Genomic DNA, 25,576 nt, shown 5'->3' with positions numbered 1-25,576 from the left:
TCGACGAAATACATAGTAAATTTAAAGATTTAACATGCACTTTAACGGATAAATTACTAATTTTGTCGAGCTATTTAATTCCAACATTACTTAAGATAATTACAATTTTGTCTTAGATTCCCTCACTTAAAAGGGAATTGTAATAGTGCTTTTATTGTACAAACTTATGATTTTGCAAATGGAATTAAATAGATATATAGACCACACCTTACTAAGCCCAACGGCCACTGAAGCCGATATTCTAAAATTGTGTAACGAGGCTTTAAAATATAAATTTTACTCAGTTTGTGTAAATAGTTGTTATGTCCCAATTGCAAAACAGGCGCTAGGGCAATCTGATGTAAAGGTATGCACGGTGGTAGGTTTTCCTTTAGGAGCTATGTCTACAGAAGCAAAAGTATTTGAAGCAAAAAAAGCCATTGAACAAGGCGCATCTGAAATTGATATGGTGATGAACATCGGCAGATTAAAAAGTAATAATCATGTTGCCGTACTCAAAGACATTGCTAATGTAAAACGCGCTATTGGGCTAACCCCTTTAAAAGTTATCCTAGAAATAAGCGAGCTCTCTAAAAACGAGATAGTAAAGGCCTGCGAAATAAGTATCGACGCTAGAGCGGATTTCGTTAAGACTTCAACTGGGTTTTCTAAAAGTGGTGCGACCCTAACTGCGGTTAAAATCATGAAAAAAACCGTAAAAGACCAATTGAAAATTAAAGCCTCAGGCGGCATAAGAGATGCAGAAACTGCCCTTAAATATATTGAAGTTGGTGTTCATCGTATAGGTGCTTCATCAGGTGTAGCGATGATGTCAGATCAAATATCACATTCGTCTTACTAGATATCTTTTTTGATTACCTTTACCCTATGAGTGTACACATTGGAGCCCAAAAAGGCGATATAGCGGAAACCATTTTATTACCTGGAGACCCATTAAGGGCTAAATGGATAGCAGAATCATTTTTTGAAAACCCAAAGTGTTTTAATGAGATAAGAGGTATGTATGGTTATACAGGAACTTACAAGGGCAAAAAAGTCTCTGCCATGGGAACAGGAATGGGAATTCCCAGTATTTCGATATATGCTAATGAACTCATTAAAGATTTTGGTGTAAAAAACCTTATTCGTGTTGGAAGTGCAGGTTCCTACCAAAAAGATGTTAAAATTAGGGATGTGGTTTTAGCTATGGCCGCTTCTTCTACCTCTGGTGTTAATGAATTACGCTTTGGCGGTGCAGATTACGCACCTACAGCGGATTTTGGTTTATTTATGAAGGCTATTGAAGCTGCAAAGGCAAAAAATATTCCTGTAAAAGCTGGGAATGTCTTATCTTCTGATGAGTTTTATGAGGATGATATTGAATCTTATAAGAAATGGTCGAAATTTGGTGTACTATGCGTTGAAATGGAAGCTGCAGGATTGTATACCGTCGCAGCAAAACACAATGTTAATGCATTAGCAATTCTTACCATTTCAGATTCTTTAGTTACAGGTGAACGCACTACGAGCAAAGAGCGTGAAACCACATTCCGTGGTATGATTGAAATTGCACTAGAGTTAGCTTAATCCTTTTTTAACACATTTGTTCTTCTATTAACCTTAGACTCATTTAACTTTGAGCAACTAATTTTTTTAATTATGCGATATACTCTTTGCTTACTAACACTTGTTTTTGTCTCAACTATTACTTGCCAAGAACTGACAGAGAAGGTTCAAATAGAAAATACCCTAAACTTCTATATAGATGGGTTTTATAAAGGGGATACCACAGCCTTAAAAAAAGCACTACGTCCTAGATTAAACAAATTCGGATATTGGAAAAATGAAGACACAGGTAATTATGAGTATTATGCCAAGATGGATTATAACGATGCCATGGCATTTGTTCAGAAAATGAAAGACGAAGGACGCACCAGAGATGAAAATGAAATACGAAATGTTGAAGTCTTAGATATTGGCAACCATATCGCTTCAGCTAAGGTAACCGCAACTTGGGGTGTAGATTATATGACCTTATCAAAAGATAATGGCAAATGGCGAATAGAGCAAGTGATTTGGGAAGGACCATACGAAAAAGCATACGTTCAAAAACCTACGACGTATTATTTAATTAGACATGCGGAAAAAGATTTAAGAAACAAGTCTAACAGAAACCCACATCTTTCGGAAGTTGGAATAGCACGTGCCAACAATTGGGCTAAAATCTTTGGTGCTGCTGAATTTGACATGGTCTATTCCACTGACTATTTTAGAACAAAGGAAACAGCAGCTCCAATCGCAAAAGCAAACAATTTAGAAGTAACGCTCTATGACCCTAGAGACTTTAATCCAGAAGACTTTAAAAGGAAAACCAATGGCAAAACAGTTCTAATTGTTGGTCACAGCAACACAACTCCAATGCTATCCAATAGCTTTATAAAAGACAAAAAGTATCAGCAAATTTCTGAAGACGTTTATGGCAACGTCTACATTGTGAATTTAGACAAAGATAATGTAAACTCTATTTTACTGTCTTTGGATTAGACTAACCGAGACCTGTTTTAATTCAATTTTTGAAAGAAGCTCTAATTTGTTAGCTTCAAATAATTTCCCTAATTCAGCGAGTGAGTTTTCTGCTGGACTAGCTTTGTAATTATTATAATCCACAAATCGTAGTCCCTCTATATAGCGCTCATTATATGCTTCCCTAAAACGCATTCCCCTACCATCAACTTCATTATAAGAATACGCAAGGTAATCTACTTTATAACTCTTATTATCAATCCAGTAGACAAACACATCTTCATAATCCTCTCCTCCTCCATTTTCACTAAAAGTAACTTTTATTTTATAGTATATTTTATCTTTAATTATCTCTTGTTCGATTTGGCTTTTTTTTACGGCTTTATCATTTAGGCCATAAGGTAAAACAGAAAAATAATGTACCGAATTTACAGAGGAAGTGTAAACTGTTGCCATGGAATCGGAAACCGCAACAGGTTTCTCATTAATAAATCGCTCAAACCCCTTGTTATTTAAAACATCTAAAATGAAAACTGAATCGCTTAGTTTAAGCCTAGAAAAATTATACAGCCCATCATAACGTTCAGCTTCATATTGATGGTCCCTAAAGTTGAAGGTGATTACCGATTTTTTAAATTTATCACCTCCAGCAACGTCAATTGCCTTATTCACAATGTCAGTTGCCGTGAGTGGTTTCGTATCTTTTTGCGATTTGTCATTTTTACAATTTAATAACAGAAGGCTGAAAACTGCAGCTATGAGATATTTCATGATGAATTATGTACTATTTTAAGGCTTATGTCGCAAAATTAGTTAATTGATTTCAGTAAACTTAAAAACAGTACTTCTTACTTCCATCTTACTTACTTATCTTTGACATCCATGCAGAAAACGGTTAACATACTTAACAAAAAGGCCAAATTTCAATACGAAATACTGGATAAGTATATCGCTGGAATTGTTTTAACAGGCACTGAAATAAAATCCATCAGAGCAAGTAAGGCTTCCATTGCAGAAGGTTTTTGCGAATTCAATGAAAAGGGAGAGCTCTTTGTAATTAACATGACCATTGAGGAATACTCGTATGGCAATTACTATAACCACAAGCCCAAAGCAGAGCGCAAACTTCTACTTAATAAGCGCGAATTAAAGAAACTAGAAAAAGAAGTCAATATAAAAGGAAATGCTATCATCCCACTAAAACTGTTTATTAATGAAAAGGGATTGGCAAAACTACAAATTGCACTAGCAAAAGGTAAAAAGCTCTACGATAAACGAGAAACGATAAAAGACAGAGACAATAAGCGCAACCTAGATAGAATTAAAAAAAGTTTTCGCTAAATTTCAAGATATTTTTAACCTATAAAAATCAGTGTTCACTGTAAATTTGAACAAATAGTACATAGTACTAATGACACACGCAGGGTCCTCGTATTAAGTTTACCGTTTTCAATTATGCCTAAATTATTAATACAGTTGTACTTTTTTGCTTTTAGCACTATGGTCACTGCCCAGGTCGTTGGTACTATCTCCGACCAAAATAAACAACCACTTCCTTTTGTAAATATTCTTATCGAAAACACCTATAAAGGCACAACCAGCAATGACAACGGCCAATATGAACTCTCAGTGACAGAAACGGGTAAATACACTATTATTTTTACATATTTGGGATTTAAAACCGTTAAAAAGACTGTAGTTATTAATGAGTTCCCCTACCAATTGAATATTATTTTACAGGAAGAAAGCGTGTCCCTTGATGAAGTTCTTGTAAGTACAGAGGACAACCCAGCCAACAAAATTATAAGGCAAACCATCGCCAAGCGAAAGGAAAACCTGGAAATTATTGAAAATTACAAGGCTAATTTCTATTCTAGAGGATTAATACGGATAAAAGACGCACCAGAAAAAATCCTTGGTCAAGAGGTTGGAGATTTGGGAGGAGGATTAGATTCAACGCGAAGCGGAATTATTTACTTGTCCGAGACCATTTCAAAAATTCAGTATTTAAAGCCAAATAAACTCAAGGAAAAAATTACCGCATCAAAAGTTAGTGGTGATGATAATGGTTTTAGTTTTAACAATGCTATTGACGTTGATTACAATTTTTATAACAACACTGTAGAATTTGGTAATGCTATTGTTTCTCCTATTGCTAATAACGCATTTGCATACTATAGATATAAGTTGTTAGGTGTATTTTACGACGACAGAGGCAATCTAGTCAATAAGATAAAAGTAATTCCTAAACGGGAAAACGACCCTGTTTTTTCCGGTATAATCTATATTGTTGAAGATCAATGGACTATTTACGCCTTAGAATTAGATATCACTGGCATACAAGCCAGGATACCACCTGCAGATTTAATTTCACTACGGCAAACCTTTTCTTATTCCGAAAAAGATAGAATTTGGGCTTTACGCTCTCAAAGTATTGATTTTAAATATGCACTTTTTGGTATAAAAGGTGATGGCAGATTCACAGCTGTTTACAGTAATTATCAAATTAATACTAATTTAAGTCCTACTGATTTTAACAGAGAAATTGTTGCTTTCGCTCCAGAAGCTAATAAAAAAGACTCTCTCTTTTGGGAGCAAATACGGCCAGTACCTCTAACAAGTGAGGAGCTTACGGATTACATAAGAAAAGACAGCATTCAAATCGTTAAGGAATCCAAACCATATCTAGATTCCATAGATCGTGAAAACAATAGGTTTAAGCTTAATAATATATTGGGCTATACGTACCAAAATTCCAATAAAAATTACCGCTTAGGCTTTGACATACCTTTAAGAGGTTTTCAGTTTAATACTGTTCAAGGTTACACGGCAGGAACCAATCTCTTCTTTACAAAAAACTATGATGAGTTTAGACGTTACTTTAGAGCGAGTGCTTCTTTGCAATATGGGTTTTCAGATGAGCGCTTGCGAGCTACGGGAAATCTTACTTACAAATTCAATAATACTACCAAACGTTTTTTAAGCTTATCGGGTGGTGTTATGGCGCAACAGTTTAGCCCAACTAATCCTATTAGACCAATTGGCAACAGTCTGGCAACGCTATTTTTTCAGGATAATTACCTGAAACTTTATGACCTAAGTTACCTTAAAGTCAATTACTCAGAAGAAATGGTCAATGGTCTGAGACTCTTTGCAGACCTAAGTTATGAGAGCAGATCGGCCCTAATTAACACTTCGGACCAAACCTTTTATCCGCAAGATGGTAAATCTTATTTAAGCAATAATCCATTAGACCAATTGAATGATGTGGCTCCATTTACAAACCATAATATCTTAAAGTTAAGCGTTAATGCTCGGATTAATTTCGGACAAAACTATTTAAGCTATCCCGACAGCAAAATAAATATCCCTAACGAGAGTTATCCAACACTTGTAATAGGCTATGAAAAAGGTTTTGGAGCTACGGTTTCAGATTATGATTTTGATCAAATCAAAGTACGCGTATATCAATCCTTCTCTATTGCAGATAAAGGACAGTTTGGTTATAATTTAAGGTCTGGTAAATTTTTTAGTGCACGTGACATTGCATTTATTGATTTCCAACATTTTAATGGCAACCAGATTAATGTAAGTCGCAAAGGGGATTACACTGATGTATTTAATAATCTTGGTTATTACGACTTTAGCACAAATGACTCCTATTTAGAATTTCATGCAGAGCATGATTTCAACGGTTTTATCTTAAGTAAGATACCAGGTTTGAACAAACTCAATTTTAACCTCATTTTAGGAGCGCACCAATTGAGCACGCCAGACATAAAACCATATAGGGAATTTACAGTTGGCATTGACAATATAGGATGGGGCAAATGGCGTTTCATGCGTTTTGATTATATTAGGTCCTACCAAAGTGGTTTTATAAGTGATGCTCTTATTTTTGGTTTAAAATTCTTTTAAAAAAATAAAATGACAAAACATCTAGTCTTACTATTGCTTTTTTTTTCAGTAGTTACAAATGCGCAAGATTCCCTGGATCAGAAATCTTATGAAATTAAAGTTGCTACTTTAGATAGTACTATTAATACGCTATATGCCGTTATCTCAGGTGATAAAGGCGAAAAGCGCGATTGGGAATTATTTAAGTACTTATTTAGAAAAAATGCTAAACTTATTCCCTCTGGAAAGAATAAAGATGGTGAAATTATAGCCAGATACATAACTGCAGATACCTATATTGAAACTTCAGGTAAATGGCTCGTAGACAATGGATTTCATGAGGTTGAAATCCATAGAATTACAGATACTTTTGGAAACATAGCGCATGTTTTTAGCACCTATGAATCCTACCGCAATAAATCCGATGAAAAACCTTTTATGAGAGGCATTAATAGTATTCAATTATTAAATGACGGCAAACGCTGGTGGATTGTAAATATTTACTGGATGCAAGAGTCTGAGGCACATCCTATTCCAGAGAAATATTTGCCAAATAAATCTTAACACATAAAAATCATAAAATACTAATTCATAATTTTAGTCTTTAAAACTCACCACATACATGATATTTCAACTTAAATCCATCCGTTTATTTACTTTAATACTACTAGTAACACTTAACTGCATAGCCCAAAATAACGGAGATAAGATAAAACCCATTTTCAGAGATGGAGAAGCACAAATCGTTGAAGAATTTAACAACCCTAAAACCTGGTTACGCCATGATTTATGGGTAGAAACTGATTTTGATACAGATGGCGATAATGAGTTAGACCGCATGCATGTATCGGTAACCAGACCTTCTCAAACAGAAACCTATGGTTTAAAACTACCTATAGTCTATGTCTCAAGTCCTTATTTTGCTGGCGTTGCCGGTGATTTGCCTGGCGTTATGTGGAATGTAGAGCACGAACTTGGTGAGATTGGACCAGAACGTGTACATCCAGAAGTTAAGCGTCGTGGAAAGCGACCTGTCATATCTAATTCCCACATTAAAAAATGGGTGCCAAGAGGCTATATAGTGGTACATTCATCTTCACCAGGTACAGGATTATCCGACGGTGCACCAACTATTGGAGGTAAAAATGAATCCATGGCACCAAAGTTTGTCATCGATTGGCTTTGTGGACGTGCTAAAGGATATACAGAACGAAATGGTGGCGATGAAGTAAAAGCCTATTGGTCAACAGGAAAGGTTGGGATGACAGGTACCTCTTATAACGGCACTATTCCACTTGCAGCAGCAACTACCGGTGTCGAAGGTTTAGAAGCTATTATTCCCATAGCTCCAAACACATCCTACTATCACTATTATAGATCAAATGGACTTGTCCGCTCTCCTGGTGGTTATTTAGGTGAAGATATCGACGTGCTCTATGATTTTGTGCATAGCGGTGAGGAGGCTAATCGTCCTTACAATAATAAAACTGTAAGAGATACTGAAATGAAAAATGGCATGGATAGGGAAACTGGAGATTATAACGATTTCTGGGCAGGTCGTGACTATCTCAATCAAATGGACAATATGAAAGCAGCCCTTTTGATGTCCCATGGCTTTAATGATTGGAATGTAATGCCAGAACACAGCTACCGCATTTATAATGCTGCAAGAGAAAAAGGTTTGCCGACTATGATTTATTATCATCAGTTTGGTCATGGTGGGCCTCCTCCATTATCTATGATGAATAAATGGTTTACACGATTTTTACACGGAGTGGAAAATGGAATTGAGAATGAAGACAACAAAGCTTATATCGTTAGGGAATATGATGATATGGGGCAGCCAACAGCTTATGCAGATTATCCTAACCCTAAAGCGGAACCAGTTGAGTTATTTTTAAATGATGGTGGTAACAAGATAGGTGCATTAACAACAAAACAGAATAGAAAACGATCTCGAGAAACCTTAATTGACGATGTGTCTTTTTCTGGAAAAGACCTCGCTACATCTGAAGAATCAGTTCATCGCTTATTGTATTTAACGTCAGAGCTAAAACAAGATGTTCATATTTCTGGTATTCCAAAAGTAAGCATAACACTTGCTAGTAGTAAGCCTGCAGCTAATCTTTCAGTTTGGTTAGTAGCATTGCCATGGGAAGAAGGTAAAAATATTAGAATTACGAACAATATTATTACACGCGGTTGGGCCGACCCTAAGAATTATAAATCTTTAACTGATGAAGAGGATTTAGAACCAGGTAAATTATACACAGTAAATTTCGAGCTGCAACCTGATGATCAGGTTGTAAAGGCAGGTCAGCAAATTGGTCTTATGATTTTTTCTAGTGATAAAGAGTTTACCTTGCACCCAAAGCCAGGGACTGAACTGACAATTCAATTAGATAAAACAAAATTAACTTTACCTGTAGTAGGCGGTAAATCAGAATTTTTAAAAGCCACGAACTAATTTTTATCTTCTAGAAGTGGGACAAAACGAAATTCACCAAATTCATGTTTTTCAAATTCCTTGTCGTCTTTTCTTATGAATAAAGTCATGGTTTGAACCTCGTCACCAACTGGTATAACTAGCCTTCCTCCAACTTTCAATTGACTTAACAGAGGTTTTGGCACAAATGGCGCACCTGCAGTAACTATAATAGCGTCAAATGGTGCCTCCTCTGGTAACCCCTTATAACCATCACCAAAAATAAGCTTCTTGGCTGAATACCCGATTTTTGGTAAAAACTTAGAGGTCTTTTTAAATAGCTCTTTTTGTCGCTCAACACTATAAACTTTAGCACCTAGCTCAAGAAGAACTGCGGTTTGATATCCACTCCCTGTACCTATTTCCAATACTTTATCACCCTCTTTTATGTCTAATAGTTCGGTTTGAAATGCAACTGTGTAGGGTTGTGAAATGGTTTGATCGGCACCAATCGGAAATGCTTTATCGACGTAAGCATGGTCAATGAAACCACTGTCCATAAATAAATGTCTAGGAATTTTTCCGATAGCATCTAAAACCTGCTGATTTTTTATCCCCTTACTACAAACAGTATGAACGAGTTGCTGACGCATTCCTTTATGCTTAAATGTATCTTTCAAAACCATAATTTAATTGCACGAATTTACTTTAAAGTAGACCAAAAAACAATTGATTCTGGCATATTTAAATTGCCCTATTTTAATCCTAAACAATCATTAATTAAAATTTCTTTTTATTTGTTTGACAATAAAGTGCTCATCCAAAAAATCTATACCAAACCAATCAATTGGTCGTTAAGGAATTCGTAGTTTTTTATCATTACTTTATCATATTTTAAAGGCAAATCAATTATTTTTGTGAAAAACTTAAAACATGCTAAAAGCTGGTGTTTTGGGTGCTGGTCACCTCGGTAAAATTCATCTGAGATTACTCAATGAATCTGATAAATACGAACTCGTTGGATTCTATGATGCTGATGAAGAGAATGCAAATCGTATTGTTGAAGAATTTGGATATAGATACTTTAAAACAATTGATGAATTAATAGATGCGGTTGATGTTGTTGACATTGTAACACCAACCCTTTCTCATTATGAATGTGCCAAACTGGCAATAAATAAGGGAAAACATATTTTTATTGAGAAACCGATAACCAATACCGTTGAGGAAGCTGAAACGATAAGAACCCTCGTTGCAGAACATGGTGTAAAAGGCCAAGTAGGTCATGTAGAGCGTTTCAACCCTGCGTTTATTGCGGTGAGAGATAAGATAGAAAATCCTATGTTTATTGAAACGCATCGCCTTGCAGAGTTTAACCCAAGAGGGACAGACGTACCTGTGGTTCTCGATTTAATGATACACGATATTGATATTATATTAAGTGTAGTCAATTCACCAGTTAAACATATTTCAGCGAGTGGAGTTTCGGTTGTAAGTGAAACACCAGATATTGCTAATGCTCGACTAGAATTTAAAAATGGGTGTGTTGCCAATTTAACCGCAAGCCGCATATCACTTAAAAATATGCGCAAGACAAGATTTTTCCAAAAAGATGCCTACATCTCGGTTGATTTTCTAGAAAAGAAGTGCGAAGTTGTAAAAATGAAAGACGCTCCTAAAAATCCCGGTGATTTTGACATGATTCTTCAAAATGCCGAAGGCGTTAAAAAACAAATCTACTTCGATAATCCGAATGTAGAAAACAACAATGCTATATTAGATGAGCTTGAAACCTTCGCAGACGCCATCAAAAATAACACTAAGCCAATTGTAACTTTGCATGATGGCACGGAAGCATTAAGGATTGCTACAATGATTATAAATCAGTTTTAATCCCATTGAGAACGGGATTTAAACAGTATAAATAAAACAAGTCTAATATTCCCTTTTTTTTAAGAGGACTAAATTTAAATTTTTTAATGAAAAATATAGCAGTAATAGGTGCAGGAACTATGGGTAATGGTATTGCTCATACCTTTGCGCAATGTGGATTTAAAGTGCAACTTATAGATATTAACGAAGCCTCGTTAAAAAGAGGTGTAGAGACCATTTCCAAAAACTTAGATAGAATGGTTGCAAAAGAAAAAATATCTGAAGCAGACAAAGCCACAACCTTAGAAAATATAACCCTCTTTACAGATATAGCCGAAGGTGTAGAATATGCAAGTTTAGTGGTAGAAGCTGCTACCGAAAATGTTAACCTAAAACTCAAAATTTTTAAAGAGTTAGATGAGGTCTGCAGCGATGATGCCATTTTAGCATCTAACACCTCCTCCATTTCCATCACACAGATTGCGTCTGTAACGTCGCGTCCAGATAAGGTTATAGGTATGCATTTTATGAATCCTGTTCCCATTATGAAATTGGTAGAAATCATCAGAGGTTATAGCACTAGCGATGAAACTACCCAAACTATAATGGAATTATCTAAGACCTTAGGTAAAGTTCCTACAGAAGTTAATGATTATCCTGGTTTTGTAGCGAACCGTATTCTAATGCCTATGATTAATGAATCTATAGAAACCCTTTACAACGGTGTTGCTGGCGTCACAGAAATTGACACTGTTATGAAATTAGGGATGGCACACCCAATGGGTCCTTTACAATTAGCTGATTTCATAGGATTAGATGTATGCCTATCTATTTTAAATGTAATGTACGATGGTTTTAAAAATCCTAAATATGCACCTTGCCCATTATTGGTAAATATGGTGAGAGCAGGAAAATTAGGCGTTAAATCTGGTGAAGGCTTTTACGATTATTCAGAGAACAGAAAAGCTGAAAAAATATCATCGCAATTTGCCTAACAATCCGCTAATACAAATCTAAAAACAAGCTCATTTTATGGCCAAAGTGGTACCTTTTAAAGCAGTAAAACCAACACGAGCAATAGTTGGCTTAGTTGCGGCTAGGCCATACGATAGCTACACGATAGACGAGAGAGAGTCTCGCATGGATTATAATCCTTACAGCTTTTTACATATTGTAAATCCAGGTTATAAATACGACAAAATAATTACTGGAGACTTACGCTACAAATTGGTTAGAAATCGCTATATGGAGTTTAAAGAGGATGGTGTTTTTAAACAAGAGACCGAACCCTCTTTTTACGTTTATAAAATAGTAAATAGGCATGGTCAAGTATTTTCGGGTATCATAGCAGCAACGAGCGCAGAGGACTACGAGAAGGATGTCATAAAAAAGCATGAAGATACAATAGCAAAGCGCGAAGAAATATTCAAGAGTTATCTCCAAACCGTTGGATTTAATGCAGAACCCGTTCTGCTCACCTATCCGGACAACGATATCATTGCAGATATCATAAAAGAAACTCAAAAAGGTTATGCCGAATTTGAATTTACAATGACCTATAGGGACACACACTATTTATGGAAAATAGACAGCGCTAATACTATTACTACAATTCAAAGGGAATTTGAGAAAATGAGCACGCTATATATTGCAGACGGACATCATAGATCGGCTTCGTCCTATTTGCTATATAAAGATGAAAAGGCTAAAAATCCAAATCATAGTGGCAAGGAATCTTACAACTACTTTATGTCTTACCTTATACCAGAGTCAGATTTAGTTATTCACGAATTTAGTCGGTTGGTGAAGGACCTTAACGGTTTAACCAAAGAGGAGTTTTTAATTCAACTAGATGCCATGTATAGGATAGAGAACAGAGGTATTATGCCCTACCATCCATCTAAGCAGCATCATTTTAGCATGTATTTAGACGGTGAATATTATTCACTCTATTTGCGTAAAGCACGTTATAAGTTCAATACTGCTTTAGACCATTTAGATGCGCAACTTCTTTATAAAACTATCCTCGCTCCCATTCTAGGTATTAAAGATTTAAGAAATGATAATAGAATTGAATATGTTAATGGACGACACGAGATTGTTACCATAAAAACCAGTGTAGATAGTGGTGATTTTGAAGTTGGGTTTGGGATGATTCCCGCTACTGTAAATCAAATGAAACATATTGCTGACGAAGGCCTAAAAATGCCTCCGAAAAGTACTTATATTCTGCCTAAATTGAGAAGTGGAATAACCATTTATGAATTTTGAAATAATAGTTAAGACACTTTTTAATAATAGAACCAAGATATTTTTACTTAAATGAGTATTAAAGAAAACCTACAAATTATACAATCCAAACTACCAAATAATGTCACCTTAGTTGCGGTGTCAAAAACAAAACCGGTAGAAGATTTAATGGAAGCGTATAATGCTGGTCAACGCGTTTTTGGAGAAAATAAAATCCAAGAGATGGTGACCAAATACGAGGAAATGCCTAAAGACATCCAATGGCACATGATTGGCCATGTTCAGCGCAATAAAGTAAAATATATGGCTGAATTTGTAAGTCTAATTCACGGTGTTGACAGTTTAAAACTTTTAAAAGAAATTAATAAGCAAGCAAAAAAGCATGAGCGCGTTATAGACTGTTTACTTCAAATAAAGATTGCCCAAGAGGATAGTAAATTTGGCATGCAATCAAACGATGCCAATGATTTACTTAAGTCCGAAGACTTTAAAGAACTTCAAAACATTTGTATTAAAGGTGTAATGGGTATGGCCACATTTACAGATGACAAAAAACAAATTGAAAGTGAATTCAAGTATTTAAAATCGTGCTATGACGAATTACAATCAATTATAGCCAATAATTGCAATCTTGAAATTATTTCCATGGGTATGAGCGGTGATTATCCTTTGGCTATAGATTGTGGAAGCAATATGATACGCGTTGGGAGCAGTATTTTTGGTGCGAGAAATTATTAGACTATTTCTTAATTAGTCCTCAATACTTTTATAATTTAGTATCTACAAATAAAAGTCACTTATTTACGCGATTTTAGACATAGAAACCACTGGAGGCAAGTACAACGAAGAAGGTATTACGGAAATCGCAATTTATCGCTTTAACGGCCATGAGGTGATTGATCAATTCATTTCTTTGGTCAATCCAGAGCGCGAGATTCAGCCTTTTGTAGTAAATCTTACAGGTATTAACTCTAATATGCTCAGAAGCGCACCTAAATTCTATGAGGTAGCCAAACGTATAGTAGAATTAACAGAAGATTGTATTCTGGTAGCCCATAATGCAGATTTTGATTATCGTATTCTCAAAACAGAATTTAAACGACTAGGCTTTCCTTTTAAACGTAAAACACTCTGCACCGTAGAACTGTCTCAACAGCTTATACCAGATATGGAGTCTTATAGCTTAGGTAAATTAGCCAGAGCCTTAGGTATCCCTGTAAGTGACAGGCATAGAGCGCAAGGAGACGCTTTAGCTACGGTGAAATTATTTAAAATGTTACTCGATAAGGATAAGAGGAAGTCTATAATTAAGAATTCCGTTAAAGTAGAAAAACGGTCAAAGCTCTCTTCCAATCTTAAAAACATTATCGAAGAGCTTCCGAGCGATACTGGCGTTTATTATATCCATAATGCAGAGGGCGATATTATCTATATTGGAAAAAGTAACAATATTAGAAAACGCATCACACAGCATTTCACGAATTCTAATTCAAAATCTAAAAAAATACAGACTTTGGTGACTTCCGTTACTTATGAAAAAACTGGAAGTGAACTTGTGGCACTTTTAAAAGAAAGTGAAGAGATAAAGAATAATAAGCCTATCCTAAACAGGGCACTAAAGCAGCATAAATTTTCTCAGGGACTTTACAGTTTTGTAGACGACAGAGGCTATGTAAACCTAAGAATTAATCACATTAAGAAAAACGAAAAACCGATAACAACCTTCACCAACAGACAATCTGCAATTTCATTTATGAATAGAATGATTGAGCAATATGAGTTGTGCCCTAAATTGTGTGGTATTCAGAAATCAGAAACCAGTTGTTTCCACTACGATATTAAGGAATGTCATGGGGCTTGCATATCTGATGAAAGTGCAGATGCTTATAATAAACGGACAAGTTCTGTTATACAAAAAAATACTTATGAAAATAAGAATATGATATTAATAGACCGTGGTCGTGATATTGAAGAAAAAAGTGTAATTCTTGTCGAAGACGGTATTTTTAAAGGCCTCGGATTCTTTGACCTCAACCATCAAATCAACAATATAGACATACTACACTCCTTAATAACGCCTATGAGCAATAATAGAGACACACAGCATATTATTCAAAGCTATATGCGCCGTAATAAACGTCTTAAAGTTGTTGAATTATCGAAACTATAATTCTTTCGTACATTTATAACTTATGAAACCCACAAAACATAATTGGCGCACAAAACTTCACGAAATCATTTATGAAGCTGATACTCCTACCGGAAAAGCTTTTGATGTCATTCTGCTTATCGCCATTCTAGCGAGTATTGTTCTTGTAATGCTAGAAAGTGTGAAGAGTTTCGATGCGAAGTACCATAAGTTTTTAGATATTGCGGAGTGGATCATTACTATTCTATTCTCTATAGAATATATCACACGTATCATATCGGTTAACAAACCATTTAAATACATTTTCAGTTTTTACGGTATGATAGATTTATTGTCCACCATACCAAAGTATGTATCTTTACTTTTGCCTGGAACGCATTCTCTGGTTGCATTAAGAGCTTTGAGATTACTTAGAGTTTTTAGAATTTTAAAATTGGCAAGATATCTAGGTGCCTCAAATCAGTTGGCTACAGCCATTAGGGCTAGCCGAGCTAAAATTGCGGTCTTTCTTTTTGCCGTTCTTATTGCAGCCGTAATTTTTGGTACAATAATGTATTTGGTTGAAGGTGAGGAAAATGGATTTACCAACATCCCTAAAAGTGTGTATTGGGCCATTGTTACTTTAACTACAGTTGGCTTTGGCGATATTGCTCCCGCAACCTCTTTTGGCCAGTTTATTGCAGCAATAATAATGATTATGGGTTATGGTATTATTGCCGTACCAACAGGAATAGTCTCAGCAGAATACACCAAGGCTACAGGAAAGGATAAGGGCAAGCTTTCGGACGAGGAAATAGATCAATTACAAAGTGTCCATTTAAACACACAATGCTGTGTTAATTGTCTTACTGAGCAGCATCAAGATGGTGCAGAATTCTGTTATAAATGCGGTTGTAAACTTCATCATGAAACCTAAACTCATTACTATTGTAGGTCCTACTGCGATTGGCAAAACCGCTTTGAGTTTAACTTTAGCTAATCACTACAAATGTGATATCATTTCGGCCGATTCTAGACAGTTTTACAAGGAAATGTCCATTGGTACTGCTGTACCAAAAACCTCTGAACTTAAATCGGCTACACATCATTTTATTCAGCATAAATCCATTGAAGACAATTATTCCGTTGGTGATTTTGAACGTGATGGCATCGCCAAAATCAGAGAATTACATCAAACCAACTCCAAAGTGATAATGGTAGGTGGATCTGGTCTTTATATAAAGGCCATCACTGATGGTCTTGACGATTTCCCGGATGTTAACCAAAGTATAAGAGATAATTTAAATAAAAAGCTAAAGGAAAAAGGGCTAAAGTCCTTACAAGAAGAACTTCGTCTTGTTGATGAAAAAACCTATAACAGTATTGCTATTGATAATCCCCACAGAATAATAAGAGCCTTAGAAATATATAAGGGAACAGGACAACCATATTCTAGCTTTTTATCAAAACCTAAGAAAAAAAGAGAGTTTGAAACCGTTTTTATAGGATTACATGCAGAGCGATCTGTTGTATATGACAGAATAAATCAACGGGTAGACGCGATGATGGACCAAGGACTGCTGGATGAAGTCAAAGGTCTCCTACCCTACAAAAACTTAAATGCACTCAACACGGTTGGCTACAAAGAATTATTTAGATACTTAAATGGCGATATAAGTTTAGATTTTGCCATTGCTGAAATTAAAAAGAATACAAGACGGTTCGCCAAGAGGCAATTTACTTGGTTTAATAAAAATGACAGCATAAAATGGTTTCCTTATACCTCCAAATACAATAATGTCATTAAATATATAGATTCTTTGTAATAAAAAAGCCTAGCTAAATAAAGCTAGGCTCTTAAATATCATAACCTAAAACGACTAATCGTTATTATTTATCACCAACCTAAATCCTTCGCCGTGTATGTTGAGAATTTCTACCTTTGGGTCTGGTTTTAAATACTTTCTTAGTTTAGCTATATAGACATCCATACTTCTAGATGTGAAATAATTATCATCTCGCCAAATCTTGGTTAGTGCCAATTCTCTTGGCATTAAATCATTCTCATGCAGGGCCAAAAGTCTTAACAACTCATTTTCCTTTGGAGATAATTTAGTTGGCTCACCACCATCAAACTTCAAAAATCTTAATTTTGAATTCAAATCAAAGCGCCCAATCTTAAATTCAAACTGCTTACTATCAGCAACGGTATCTGTTGCTTTCCGTTGTATTATAGCTTTAATTTTCATTAACAAGACTTCGCTGTCGAAAGGTTTGTTTAGGTAATCATCTGCTCCTACTTTATACCCTTTTAACACATCTTCTTTCATAGCTTTAGCTGTTAGAAAAATGATTGGTACATCTGTATTTTTTTCTCGAATCTCTTTAGCTAGTGTAAAACCGTCCTTATAGGGCATCATTACATCTAAGATGCATAGATCGAAATCGTCTTTCTTGAACTTTTCAAAACCTTCCATTCCGTTTTTGGCATGGACGACATCGTAATCGTTCATCATTAAATAATCCTTTAAAACGGTTCCAAAATTTGGATCGTCTTCTACCAAAAGAATTTTCTTGTTTTGTTCTTCCATAATTCGTTTTTATGATATTAATGGCAGCCTTATTGTAAAGATACTACCTTTTCCTTTTTCACTCTCTACTGATATATGTCCTTGATGGTCTTCTACTATTCGCTTTACATAGGCTAATCCTAAACCATGGCCTTTTACATTGTGTACATTGCCCGTATGCTCTCTGTAAAATTTCTCAAAAACGCGCTTTGCCACTTGCTTACTCATGCCATTCCCTTGGTCTTCTATTTTTAAAATAATATTGTTTCCAATATTCTCAGTATAAACATCAATTTTAGGAGCCTCGTCAGAATATTTTACAGCATTGTCTAACATATTTACAATAACATTGGTAAAATGTGTATCGTTTGCCAATACTGAAGATTTTGCAGCGTTTAAATGTGTTTTAACGTATCCTTTTTTATCTTCTACAATTAACTCTATATGAGTTACCGCATCTTCTATTAAGTCGTGCAACTTTAAGCGTTCCTTACTGATATTAAGCTCATTTTTTTCTAGCTTAGATATTCTTAATACATTTTCTACCTGAGCATGCATGCGCTTATTTTCGTCCTTTATCATTTTGAGGTAACGTTTTACTTTTTCCTCATCGCCTAATATTTTCGGATTTCTTATAGAGTCTAAAGCCAGATTTATTGTTGCTATGGGTGTTTTAAACTCATGCGTCATATTATTTATAAAATCCGTTTTTATCTGTGATATCTGCCGCTGTTTTATCAATTGATAAATCGCACTAGAGTAGGCAATAATAATTACACCAGTAAAAATCACAGATAACAAAATCATCCATAAAATTGATGATAATAGATATTTGCGACGCTCAGGAAAATCAACATAAAGCCTGTAACTACTCTCATCATTATTATCTAAAAAAACCAAAATGCCAATAGTCGTATTTGGGTCTTTTTTAAAGTTAATGGTCTTTACGGCTGTAGCCAAGTCATCATCATAAATGGCGAACTCAAAATCTAAATCAACACCTTCGCTTCTTAATTCTCGTGTTAAAAGCGTATTAACTTGTTCTTCTGTAACACGTTTATATATAGGAATACGCTTAAGCAATTCTTTAAATGACACCTCAAAAGATTGCTTCTCTATATCTGATAGGGACGAAATCTCAACTAAACGTTGTTTTGGTTCAATAACACCGGCACCATCAATTGTCCCTGTGCTATATACTTCCGTAATTCGCTCACTAGAACGTTGACTCACATTTATACTGTCTGCATCAATTTCAAAGAACATAGATGGCACTTTAAACCGCTCCTCCAAAACAGTATTCCTATGAATAATCGTTTCGTCATTCATATCGTCTTCTGCGGTAATGTAAAGCTGTCTAATGGTAGTAGAATCTGGCTCTTTTTTTTGTTGTATAAGTGGCCTAATCATACTGATGTACTTACGCAACTCATACTCTTCAATATCTCTTGAAACAACGCTTAGCGCTCTTTTTACACTTAGATTAAAATTCTTCTCTTCGTTCTCTAAACTATTATTAATAAAGAACGATTGAACGAAAATTATTCCGATAAGAGACAAGCTCATTAAAACTACGAGTAAGACGAATAGCTTTTTGCCCATCAGTCAAATTTAACATTTTAACATTTAGCGGAAATTAGGTTTAACCTTACCTTAACAAAAGTCGTACCTTTATTTTAAGGCTTTGTCAAGAGTTGTTTGTGGATTTCTTTAACCTGTGCTTCAAGGGATTTTAAGTCGTTGTTATAAATCACAAAATCACTGCGGTCGATTTTTTCATCGTCTGACAACTGATTATTAATGATAGATAAGACCTTTTCTCTTTTAGTGCCATCTCTTTTCATTACGCGCTTTATCCTTTTCTCCATAGGTGATACCACGGTAATAATTTTATCGTATTGGGCTTCTAAATTATTTTCAAAAATAATGGCTGCCTCTTTAATAATATAAGGTGAATCTTGCTTCGATACCCATCTTTTAAAATGAGAGGCGACCTTTGGATGAACTATGGCATTGATCTTTTCTAAAAGCGCTTTATCGGCAAAGACGCGTTTAGCGATATAAGCTCTATCAATTACACCATCCTTGTAAGCAGAATGCCCTAAAAAAGAAATAAGTTTCCTTTTAATAATCTTGGATCGATTCATTAAGGCCTTAGCTTCGTCATCAGCAATATAGACGGGAATATCTACCGCTTTAAAAAAAGATGCTACAGTAGATTTACCACTACCTATACCACCTGTAAGGCCTATTATTTTAGGTTTAGACATTTAAAGAATAATAAAGTCAATTCGCTTTTGTTTAATTACTGCACGCTTCACGACCTCAGGCGTTTTCGTCAATTTTGGGAGTAAATAAGAGGCTTTACTCATATCATTAGGAAACTCACATTCTACAATAAAATCAGAGGGTAAAATATCATTATATCGTTTTAAATCTACATAAAAAGAAACCGATACGGTTTTAGGAAATACATTTATCTGTACACCCTCAGGTTTATTAGTAATTAAAATAGGTATCTCTAAGGTACCTTCCGTAAAACGACTTACGCTACCAGTAACCGAAACTTCTTTTGGAACTATTTCAACATCTGGGTACTTACCTACCTCTACATCTAAAGTCTCCTTAATATCAGTATTAACGTTGGTTAAACTTAGTAATTCCGTTTGCAGTTCAGTAATTGAAGCTATAGCATCCTCCGATCCTACTATTTTGATACTATCAGTGTCAAATTCAAAATCTCCTAATAAATCATAACCTGCTGCAAAATCTATATCAGAAACTAACTTTAATGGTACTTTTTTGGAAGCTAATTTAGAGTATTCAAAAACTATAGTATCTGGTTTTAGAGAGCGTATAATGTATGATTCACCCAACTTTTCCTCAAACATGTACTTATGCTTTGCCACGTCAAAAACAAAAGCCTCTTTGGTGTTAATTACATCTGATTTAGAATTAAACTGCATTGCTATTTGGTTTGAGAACATATAGGGCAAAAATGCAAAACCTTTAGCTTCAACAATGGCGGTTACATAATTTGTAGAATCATTGGAAAGTACGATATCGTCATCTAGATTGTTGAGCTGAAGCTCAATTTGAAAGTCCTGTCTATAATCATTTGACAATTTTGAAAATACCAAAAAAACAAAAGCCAATAAAAAAAAGGCAGCAAACTGTTTTACTGTTCTTTTTCGTATAATTTTTAAAACCTTTGCCTTCATACTACTTAAAAAATAAATGAGGAAATATAGCTTTGGGTTCCCTTTTCATAAACGAAATGGCTATTGTTGATTTTAAAAATCCATAACCGTAACCAAAAAATTGAATTAAAATAGCAATAACAGCTTGTACTCCAACAATAATACTCCTACTCTCAATGGATGCCCAAACAAGCCCCAAACTTAAATATCCTAAATAAAGATAAAGCAAATAGGGGAATTCAACAGCATATAGAAGGACTGCGATAATTAACCCAAAAACAAAAATGGTAGGAAACCAAAACACCAAGCTTTTAGATTTTGGGTGCCAAGAATTCAATATAGGCCGTACCAAGCCAAATTTATGTACTTGTTGGTAGAACTTGGACCAAGTAATCCTGCGCTTATGATATACAAAGGCATTTGACAATAAAGTGGTCTTAAATCCCATTTTATGTAAACGCAACGATAAATCTGGATCTTCTCCTGGATGAATATCACCAAAACCACCTGTAGCCTCAAAAGCAGTTTTTGAAAGTCCCATATTAAAACTTCGTGGTTGGAAGCTATTCACCTTCTTTTTCCCTCCTCTTATGCCTCCTGTTGTAAGAAATGAGGTCATTGAAAAGTTGATAGCTTTTTGAAGTGCATTAAATGACGAATGCGCCGCGTCTGGCCCACCATAACAGTGAAAAAAGGCCGTCTTAAGACTATACTTTACTTCTTCTAAATAATGTGATGGTAAAAGTACATCTGAATCTAAAATGATAAAATAATTGCCTTTGGCCTTCTTCATCCCGTAGTTTCTTGAATCTCCTGGACCAGAATTAGGTTTGAAATAGTATGCGATATTTAAACGTGATTGAAATTGTTTAACTATTTCATTTGATTTTTGACTAGAACCATCTTCAATGATTACAATTTCAAAATCCAAATTACCATCTAACTCCAAGAAACTTTGTAACAGCTCTTCAATCTCATTCGGCCTATTATATACAGGAATAATAAAGGAAAACTCAAGCTTATCCATGGATACAAAAGTAATTAAAGAAAATGCAAAAGCCACCGAAATGGTAGCTTTTGAACTTTATATTCATTTAATGCTATTATTGCTTTATTACCCTTACAGTTTCCGTAATAGCAGCACTATTAATTTTAACTATATAGACGCCTGTTTGCAAGTGAGACATATCAATTTCACTAATTAAAGCGTTAGGTCTAGTCTGTAGGACTTCTTGACCTAAAAGATTAAAAATCTTAACATCCTTGATGGTGTCATTTCCTGCTCTTAAGGTTAAGGAGTTCTTTACCGGATTTGGATAATAATTAATCCGGCTGATGATATTTTCTCCAATTGATAGGGTTGCTGAGCCCTCGACAATGTTTAAGGTTTGATTAGCAGTAACATTATAAATGATGTCCACTATCCCACTCAGCCATGTCACTTTAACATAATCAACAGTCGTGTTTGTGCCTAAACCAAAAATCTTTTTTGTTGAGTTCTGAGACAAATAACCTTCTCCACAAAGGGTATAGCGATATTGTTTCGCTCCGTTAATTGCAATTTCTATGACTGAGCCCGTCCCATCTCTATTACCTATGACACCCTCTAGTTCTACCGCTAAGTAGTTATTTGTATTATTTGCAATATTTTCCCATAAAGAAGGCTTCTGATTGTCTTCGTTATTAACTACTATTTCCATTAAACCATCATTGTTATAATCACCAACAGCTGAGGAATAGCTACGATACGTATTGGTATCAAACCCAACATTACTTGGCTGTGCAAAGGTCTCATCTCCAGAATTGGTAAAAAAAGCATATGAAGCAAATCCGTTATCGCCCGTATATTGGGAGTTAACGTATAAATCTAAATCTGTGTCATTATCAGCATCTATAAAATTAGCGCCCCAGCAATAACTATCTACAACAGTCCCTGAACTTAAAGATATATTACTAAAAGTTTCATCACCGTTATTTCTTAATAAAACACTTCCGGGTAAGGGTGTGCTAATTTCTTGGGGCGTATTAGTAATATAGATATCAAAAAAGCCATCTGAGTTAAAGTCATCAATGGTCACTGACATAGCATCCATAACAATATTTGTTCCGCTAGATACACTTACATCCGTGTAGGTTCCATCCCCATTATTCTTGTAAAGATAATTCTGCTCAAACTTATCATTGGCCACATATAAATCTTGCCATCCATCATTGTTAAAATCAAAAAAAGCAGAACAGAATGTAATGTATGGTGTATTACTTAAACCAACACTTGTTGTGACTTCCGAGAAGGTTCCGTCACAATTATTTTTAAATAAATAATTAGTGATGTTGGTTCCTCCTATTCTATTTGATAAATAAACATCTAAGCAACCGTCGTTGTCTATATCTCCCCAAGAAGCACCGTAAGTAAATAAGTTTTCTAGTGGAAATCCTGCTGCAACAGTAATGTCTGTTAGGACCCCATTTTGGTTCTGAAATAATCTATTCCCGTCTGTATCACTAGTAAGAAACAAGTCTTTGTCACCATCGTTATCAAAGTCCACCCAAACCACACTTCTAGTTCTATAATCATAGTTTAAGGTAGCTAATAAGTCTACCTCTGCAAACACAAAACCTTCAATATTTTTATAAAAACGTACAGGTACGCCATTGCCACTAGCCAAGGTGATATCATCTAATCCATTATCATCAAAATCGGCATAACTGATACCATGTCCTCCAAAATTAGAAGTACCAGTGGCTTGGGACAACCCAATTAATTCTGCTTGATCTACAAAATTAATTTGACCGTACAGAGTATTTAAAGCACATAATAGAATACTATAAAAACATAATCTTAGTTTCATAGGTAATGCCAGGTTTAATTGCCTTGCTTTTAAAATTCTAGAATAAGATAAAAAAAGCTCTTTAATAAAAAATGGCTTTATAGTTTATTAAAAGTAGATTCAACTATTGTTTAACTACCCGTGTTGTTTCAATAACATTATTGCTAGTGACTCTAACAAAATAAGTACCTGTCTGCAAATTAGACATATCCAACTTACTGGTTAAAGCATTTGGCTGCAACTGCATTACCTGCTGACCTAACATATTAAATATAGTCACCTCTTTGATGGTATCTAAGGCTGAATTCAGGGTTAAAATATCACTCACCGGGTTGGGATAATAAAAAAACTGACCTAAGTTACTTTCATTTATTGAAAGTGCAGAACCCTCGACAATGTTTAAGGTTTGATTTGCACTTACATTGTAAATTACGTCCTCGATGCCACTAAGCCAATTAACTCTAACGTAATCAATAGTGTCTTTAGAACCAAGGCCGAAAAATTCGGTTGCAGAATTTTGAGAGAGATAGCCTTCCCCTATTAAGGTGTAGCCATACTGTTTTTGACCATTAATGGAAATCTCAATAAAGGAGCCCACACCATTTCTATTACTTACAGTGCCGACTAGTTTAACTTTTAGCCAATTATTAGTTTGTGGTGTGCTATTCTTCCAAAATGAAATATTTGGGTGATTGATATTATTAACTACAAAGTCTGTGTATCCATCATTGTCTAAATCTCCTATGGCATTGGAATAACTTTCTGAAATGTCATTAGGTACGGCGGTATTGTTCAATTGAAATGAATTGTTACCCATATTCTCATAAAACGCTGAGGATAAGTATTGTGGAAAACTAGCATCAGTTTCACCACTGACATAAAGGTCCAAATCCGTATCATTATCGGCATCAACAAAAATTGCTCCCCATCCTATTATATCATCAACAGTACCGTAACTACTCGATAAATCAGAAAATGTACCGTTACCGTTATTAATTAACAGAGCACTGTCCTCAGTTCCATCATTGGTCACGTAGATGTCTAACCATCCATCAGAATTTAGATCATCAACAGTTACGGACATCGCATCTATCAATAAATCTGTTCCTGTTTCTTGTCCTACTTCTGTAAAGGTCCCGTCTCCATTATTCTTGTACATTAAATTTCTATAGGCTTCTTTATCATTAGAAACATATATGTCTTGATCACCATCATTATCATAATCTAAAAATGCTGAGCAAAATGACATCATGCCATCATCAAGAAGACCAGCTTCACTATTAGCTAGAGTAAAGGTACCATTACCATTATTTTTATAGAGTATACTAGGTATATCTATATCTCTAACACTTATAAACACATCTAAGTAGCTGTCGTTGTTGTAGTCTCCCCAAGACGCCCCATAATAAGGAAAAACCTCTGGTAGCATACCACTAGCTGCTGTAATGTCTTGCATTACCATATTCCCTAGGTTTTCGAATAGTGAATTACCATGGGTATCGCTAGTTATAAACAAATCATTATCACCATCATTATCTATATCTACCCAATTAATTTGTCGGCTTTGGTGGTCATTAGGCAATTCTATATTCATATTTTGATTTACAAAGAATCCACCAATATTTTTCAAAAAATGAATAGGATCACCACTGGAGGTGGCCATAGTTATATCGTCCCAGCCATCGTTATCGTAATCAAAAAATGTGATACCATTACCTAGATACGTATTACCACAGGGAATATCTATACCAACCTGTACTGGTATATTACTGAAAGAAATCTGAGCGTATGCAACTGTAGCAAATAACACAGAAATAATACTATAGAGCAATCTTAAATTCAATTGGATATTGGTTTAATGAAAATATCGCTAATCCCATATAAAGATAAAAAAAGCCGTTTAA

Annotated in this window: 23 protein-coding genes; 14 read left to right on the top strand and 9 right to left on the bottom strand. The window is 35.0% G+C overall.

Annotated elements, in window-relative coordinates; translation table 11 throughout:
• Positions 1–178 precede the first annotated feature (178 nt).
• From deoC to J4050_RS11520, 3 genes are all read left to right on the top strand, one after another.
• On the top strand, positions 179–841 hold the full coding sequence (gene deoC, locus J4050_RS11530) for a deoxyribose-phosphate aldolase (RefSeq protein WP_208154737.1): 663 nt from the start codon (positions 179–181) through the stop codon (positions 839–841).
• A gap of 26 nt (positions 842–867) precedes the next feature.
• Complete coding sequence (gene deoD, locus J4050_RS11525) at positions 868–1,566, top strand: purine-nucleoside phosphorylase (RefSeq protein ID WP_208154736.1); 699 nt, start codon at positions 868–870, stop codon at positions 1,564–1,566.
• 72 nt (positions 1,567–1,638) lie between these two features.
• A complete protein-coding gene (locus J4050_RS11520) occupies positions 1,639–2,523 on the top strand; it encodes a nuclear transport factor 2 family protein (RefSeq protein ID WP_208154735.1) in 885 nt (294 codons plus the stop codon).
• Here J4050_RS11520 and J4050_RS11515 read toward each other — a convergent pair.
• Positions 2,506–3,273, bottom strand: a complete 768-nt coding sequence (locus tag J4050_RS11515) for a DUF6503 family protein (protein ID WP_208154734.1) — start codon at positions 3,271–3,273, stop codon at positions 2,506–2,508. The genes J4050_RS11520 and J4050_RS11515 overlap by 18 nt on opposite strands.
• A gap of 111 nt (positions 3,274–3,384) precedes the next feature.
• On the opposite strand from J4050_RS11515, the gene smpB reads away from it, so the two are divergent.
• From smpB to J4050_RS11495, 4 genes are all read left to right on the top strand, one after another.
• Positions 3,385–3,843: an SsrA-binding protein SmpB gene (gene smpB, locus J4050_RS11510; protein WP_208154733.1), complete on the top strand. Its 459-nt coding sequence runs from the start codon at positions 3,385–3,387 to the stop codon at positions 3,841–3,843.
• 114 nt (positions 3,844–3,957) lie between these two features.
• The gene (locus J4050_RS11505) at positions 3,958–6,420 is read left to right on the top strand and encodes a DUF5686 and carboxypeptidase regulatory-like domain-containing protein (RefSeq protein WP_208154732.1); all 2,463 of its coding nucleotides are present in this window, start codon (positions 3,958–3,960) and stop codon (positions 6,418–6,420) included.
• Between the two features lie 9 nt (positions 6,421–6,429).
• The gene (locus tag J4050_RS11500; protein ID WP_208154731.1) at positions 6,430–6,963 is read left to right on the top strand and encodes a hypothetical protein; all 534 of its coding nucleotides are present in this window, start codon (positions 6,430–6,432) and stop codon (positions 6,961–6,963) included.
• A gap of 58 nt (positions 6,964–7,021) precedes the next feature.
• Positions 7,022–8,866, top strand: a complete 1,845-nt coding sequence (locus J4050_RS11495) for a Xaa-Pro dipeptidyl-peptidase (protein ID WP_208154730.1) — start codon at positions 7,022–7,024, stop codon at positions 8,864–8,866.
• Here J4050_RS11495 and J4050_RS11490 read toward each other — a convergent pair.
• Positions 8,863–9,504, bottom strand: coding sequence for a protein-L-isoaspartate(D-aspartate) O-methyltransferase (locus J4050_RS11490; protein ID WP_208154729.1), 642 nt, complete (start codon positions 9,502–9,504; stop codon positions 8,863–8,865). The two genes, J4050_RS11495 and J4050_RS11490, sit on opposite strands and share 4 nt — an antisense overlap.
• Before the next feature lie 253 nt (positions 9,505–9,757).
• On the opposite strand from J4050_RS11490, the gene J4050_RS11485 reads away from it, so the two are divergent.
• The 7 genes from J4050_RS11485 to miaA all read left to right on the top strand — a co-directional run bounded on the left by J4050_RS11485 (position 9,758) and on the right by miaA (position 16,900).
• Entirely contained in the window at positions 9,758–10,717 is a 960-nt protein-coding gene (locus J4050_RS11485; protein ID WP_208154728.1) for a Gfo/Idh/MocA family protein, read from the top strand.
• 86 nt (positions 10,718–10,803) lie between these two features.
• Entirely contained in the window at positions 10,804–11,691 is an 888-nt protein-coding gene (locus tag J4050_RS11480) for a 3-hydroxybutyryl-CoA dehydrogenase (RefSeq protein WP_208154727.1), read from the top strand.
• A 37-nt stretch (positions 11,692–11,728) separates the two neighbouring features.
• Positions 11,729–12,967, top strand: coding sequence for a DUF1015 domain-containing protein (locus J4050_RS11475; RefSeq protein ID WP_208154726.1), 1,239 nt, complete (start codon positions 11,729–11,731; stop codon positions 12,965–12,967).
• Between the two features lie 51 nt (positions 12,968–13,018).
• The gene (locus tag J4050_RS11470) at positions 13,019–13,684 is read left to right on the top strand and encodes a YggS family pyridoxal phosphate-dependent enzyme (RefSeq protein ID WP_208154725.1); all 666 of its coding nucleotides are present in this window, start codon (positions 13,019–13,021) and stop codon (positions 13,682–13,684) included.
• A gap of 61 nt (positions 13,685–13,745) precedes the next feature.
• Positions 13,746–15,116, top strand: a complete 1,371-nt coding sequence (locus J4050_RS11465) for an exonuclease domain-containing protein (RefSeq protein WP_208154839.1) — start codon at positions 13,746–13,748, stop codon at positions 15,114–15,116.
• Positions 15,117–15,138: 22 nt separating this feature from the next.
• On the top strand, positions 15,139–16,011 hold the full coding sequence (locus J4050_RS11460; protein ID WP_208154724.1) for an ion transporter: 873 nt from the start codon (positions 15,139–15,141) through the stop codon (positions 16,009–16,011).
• Positions 16,001–16,900, top strand: coding sequence for a tRNA (adenosine(37)-N6)-dimethylallyltransferase MiaA (miaA, locus tag J4050_RS11455; protein ID WP_208154723.1), 900 nt, complete (start codon positions 16,001–16,003; stop codon positions 16,898–16,900). The genes J4050_RS11460 and miaA overlap by 11 nt, the downstream gene beginning before the upstream one ends.
• Positions 16,901–16,954: 54 nt before the next feature.
• Here the strand turns inward: miaA and J4050_RS11450 are convergent, their stop codons facing one another.
• From J4050_RS11450 to J4050_RS11420, 7 genes are all read right to left on the bottom strand, one after another.
• On the bottom strand, positions 16,955–17,665 hold the full coding sequence (locus tag J4050_RS11450) for a response regulator transcription factor (RefSeq protein WP_208154722.1): 711 nt from the start codon (positions 17,663–17,665) through the stop codon (positions 16,955–16,957).
• 9 nt (positions 17,666–17,674) lie between these two features.
• Positions 17,675–19,246 carry a sensor histidine kinase gene (locus tag J4050_RS11445; RefSeq protein ID WP_208154721.1) on the bottom strand — a complete coding sequence of 524 codons (1,572 nt, stop codon included), beginning with the start codon at positions 19,244–19,246 and terminating at the stop codon, positions 17,675–17,677.
• 74 nt (positions 19,247–19,320) lie between these two features.
• Positions 19,321–19,914: a dephospho-CoA kinase gene (gene coaE / locus J4050_RS11440; protein ID WP_208154720.1), complete on the bottom strand. Its 594-nt coding sequence runs from the start codon at positions 19,912–19,914 to the stop codon at positions 19,321–19,323.
• Positions 19,915–20,865, bottom strand: a complete 951-nt coding sequence (locus J4050_RS11435) for a CdaR family protein (RefSeq protein WP_208154719.1) — start codon at positions 20,863–20,865, stop codon at positions 19,915–19,917.
• 1 nt (position 20,866) lies between these two features.
• Positions 20,867–21,871: a glycosyltransferase family 2 protein gene (locus J4050_RS11430; RefSeq protein WP_208154718.1), complete on the bottom strand. Its 1,005-nt coding sequence runs from the start codon at positions 21,869–21,871 to the stop codon at positions 20,867–20,869.
• 76 nt (positions 21,872–21,947) lie between these two features.
• The gene (locus tag J4050_RS11425; RefSeq protein ID WP_208154717.1) at positions 21,948–23,693 is read right to left on the bottom strand and encodes an FG-GAP-like repeat-containing protein; all 1,746 of its coding nucleotides are present in this window, start codon (positions 23,691–23,693) and stop codon (positions 21,948–21,950) included.
• A 103-nt stretch (positions 23,694–23,796) separates the two neighbouring features.
• The gene (locus tag J4050_RS11420; protein ID WP_208154716.1) at positions 23,797–25,515 is read right to left on the bottom strand and encodes an FG-GAP-like repeat-containing protein; all 1,719 of its coding nucleotides are present in this window, start codon (positions 25,513–25,515) and stop codon (positions 23,797–23,799) included.
• Positions 25,516–25,576: the final 61 nt, after the last annotated feature.

The sequence above is a fragment of the Winogradskyella pelagia genome, from assembly GCF_017581965.1.
GTDB classification, from domain to species: Bacteria; Bacteroidota; Bacteroidia; order Flavobacteriales; family Flavobacteriaceae; genus Winogradskyella; species Winogradskyella pelagia.
Note: the sequence above shows the minus strand (reverse complement) of the source record. Positions and strands in the feature narration are given on the sequence as shown.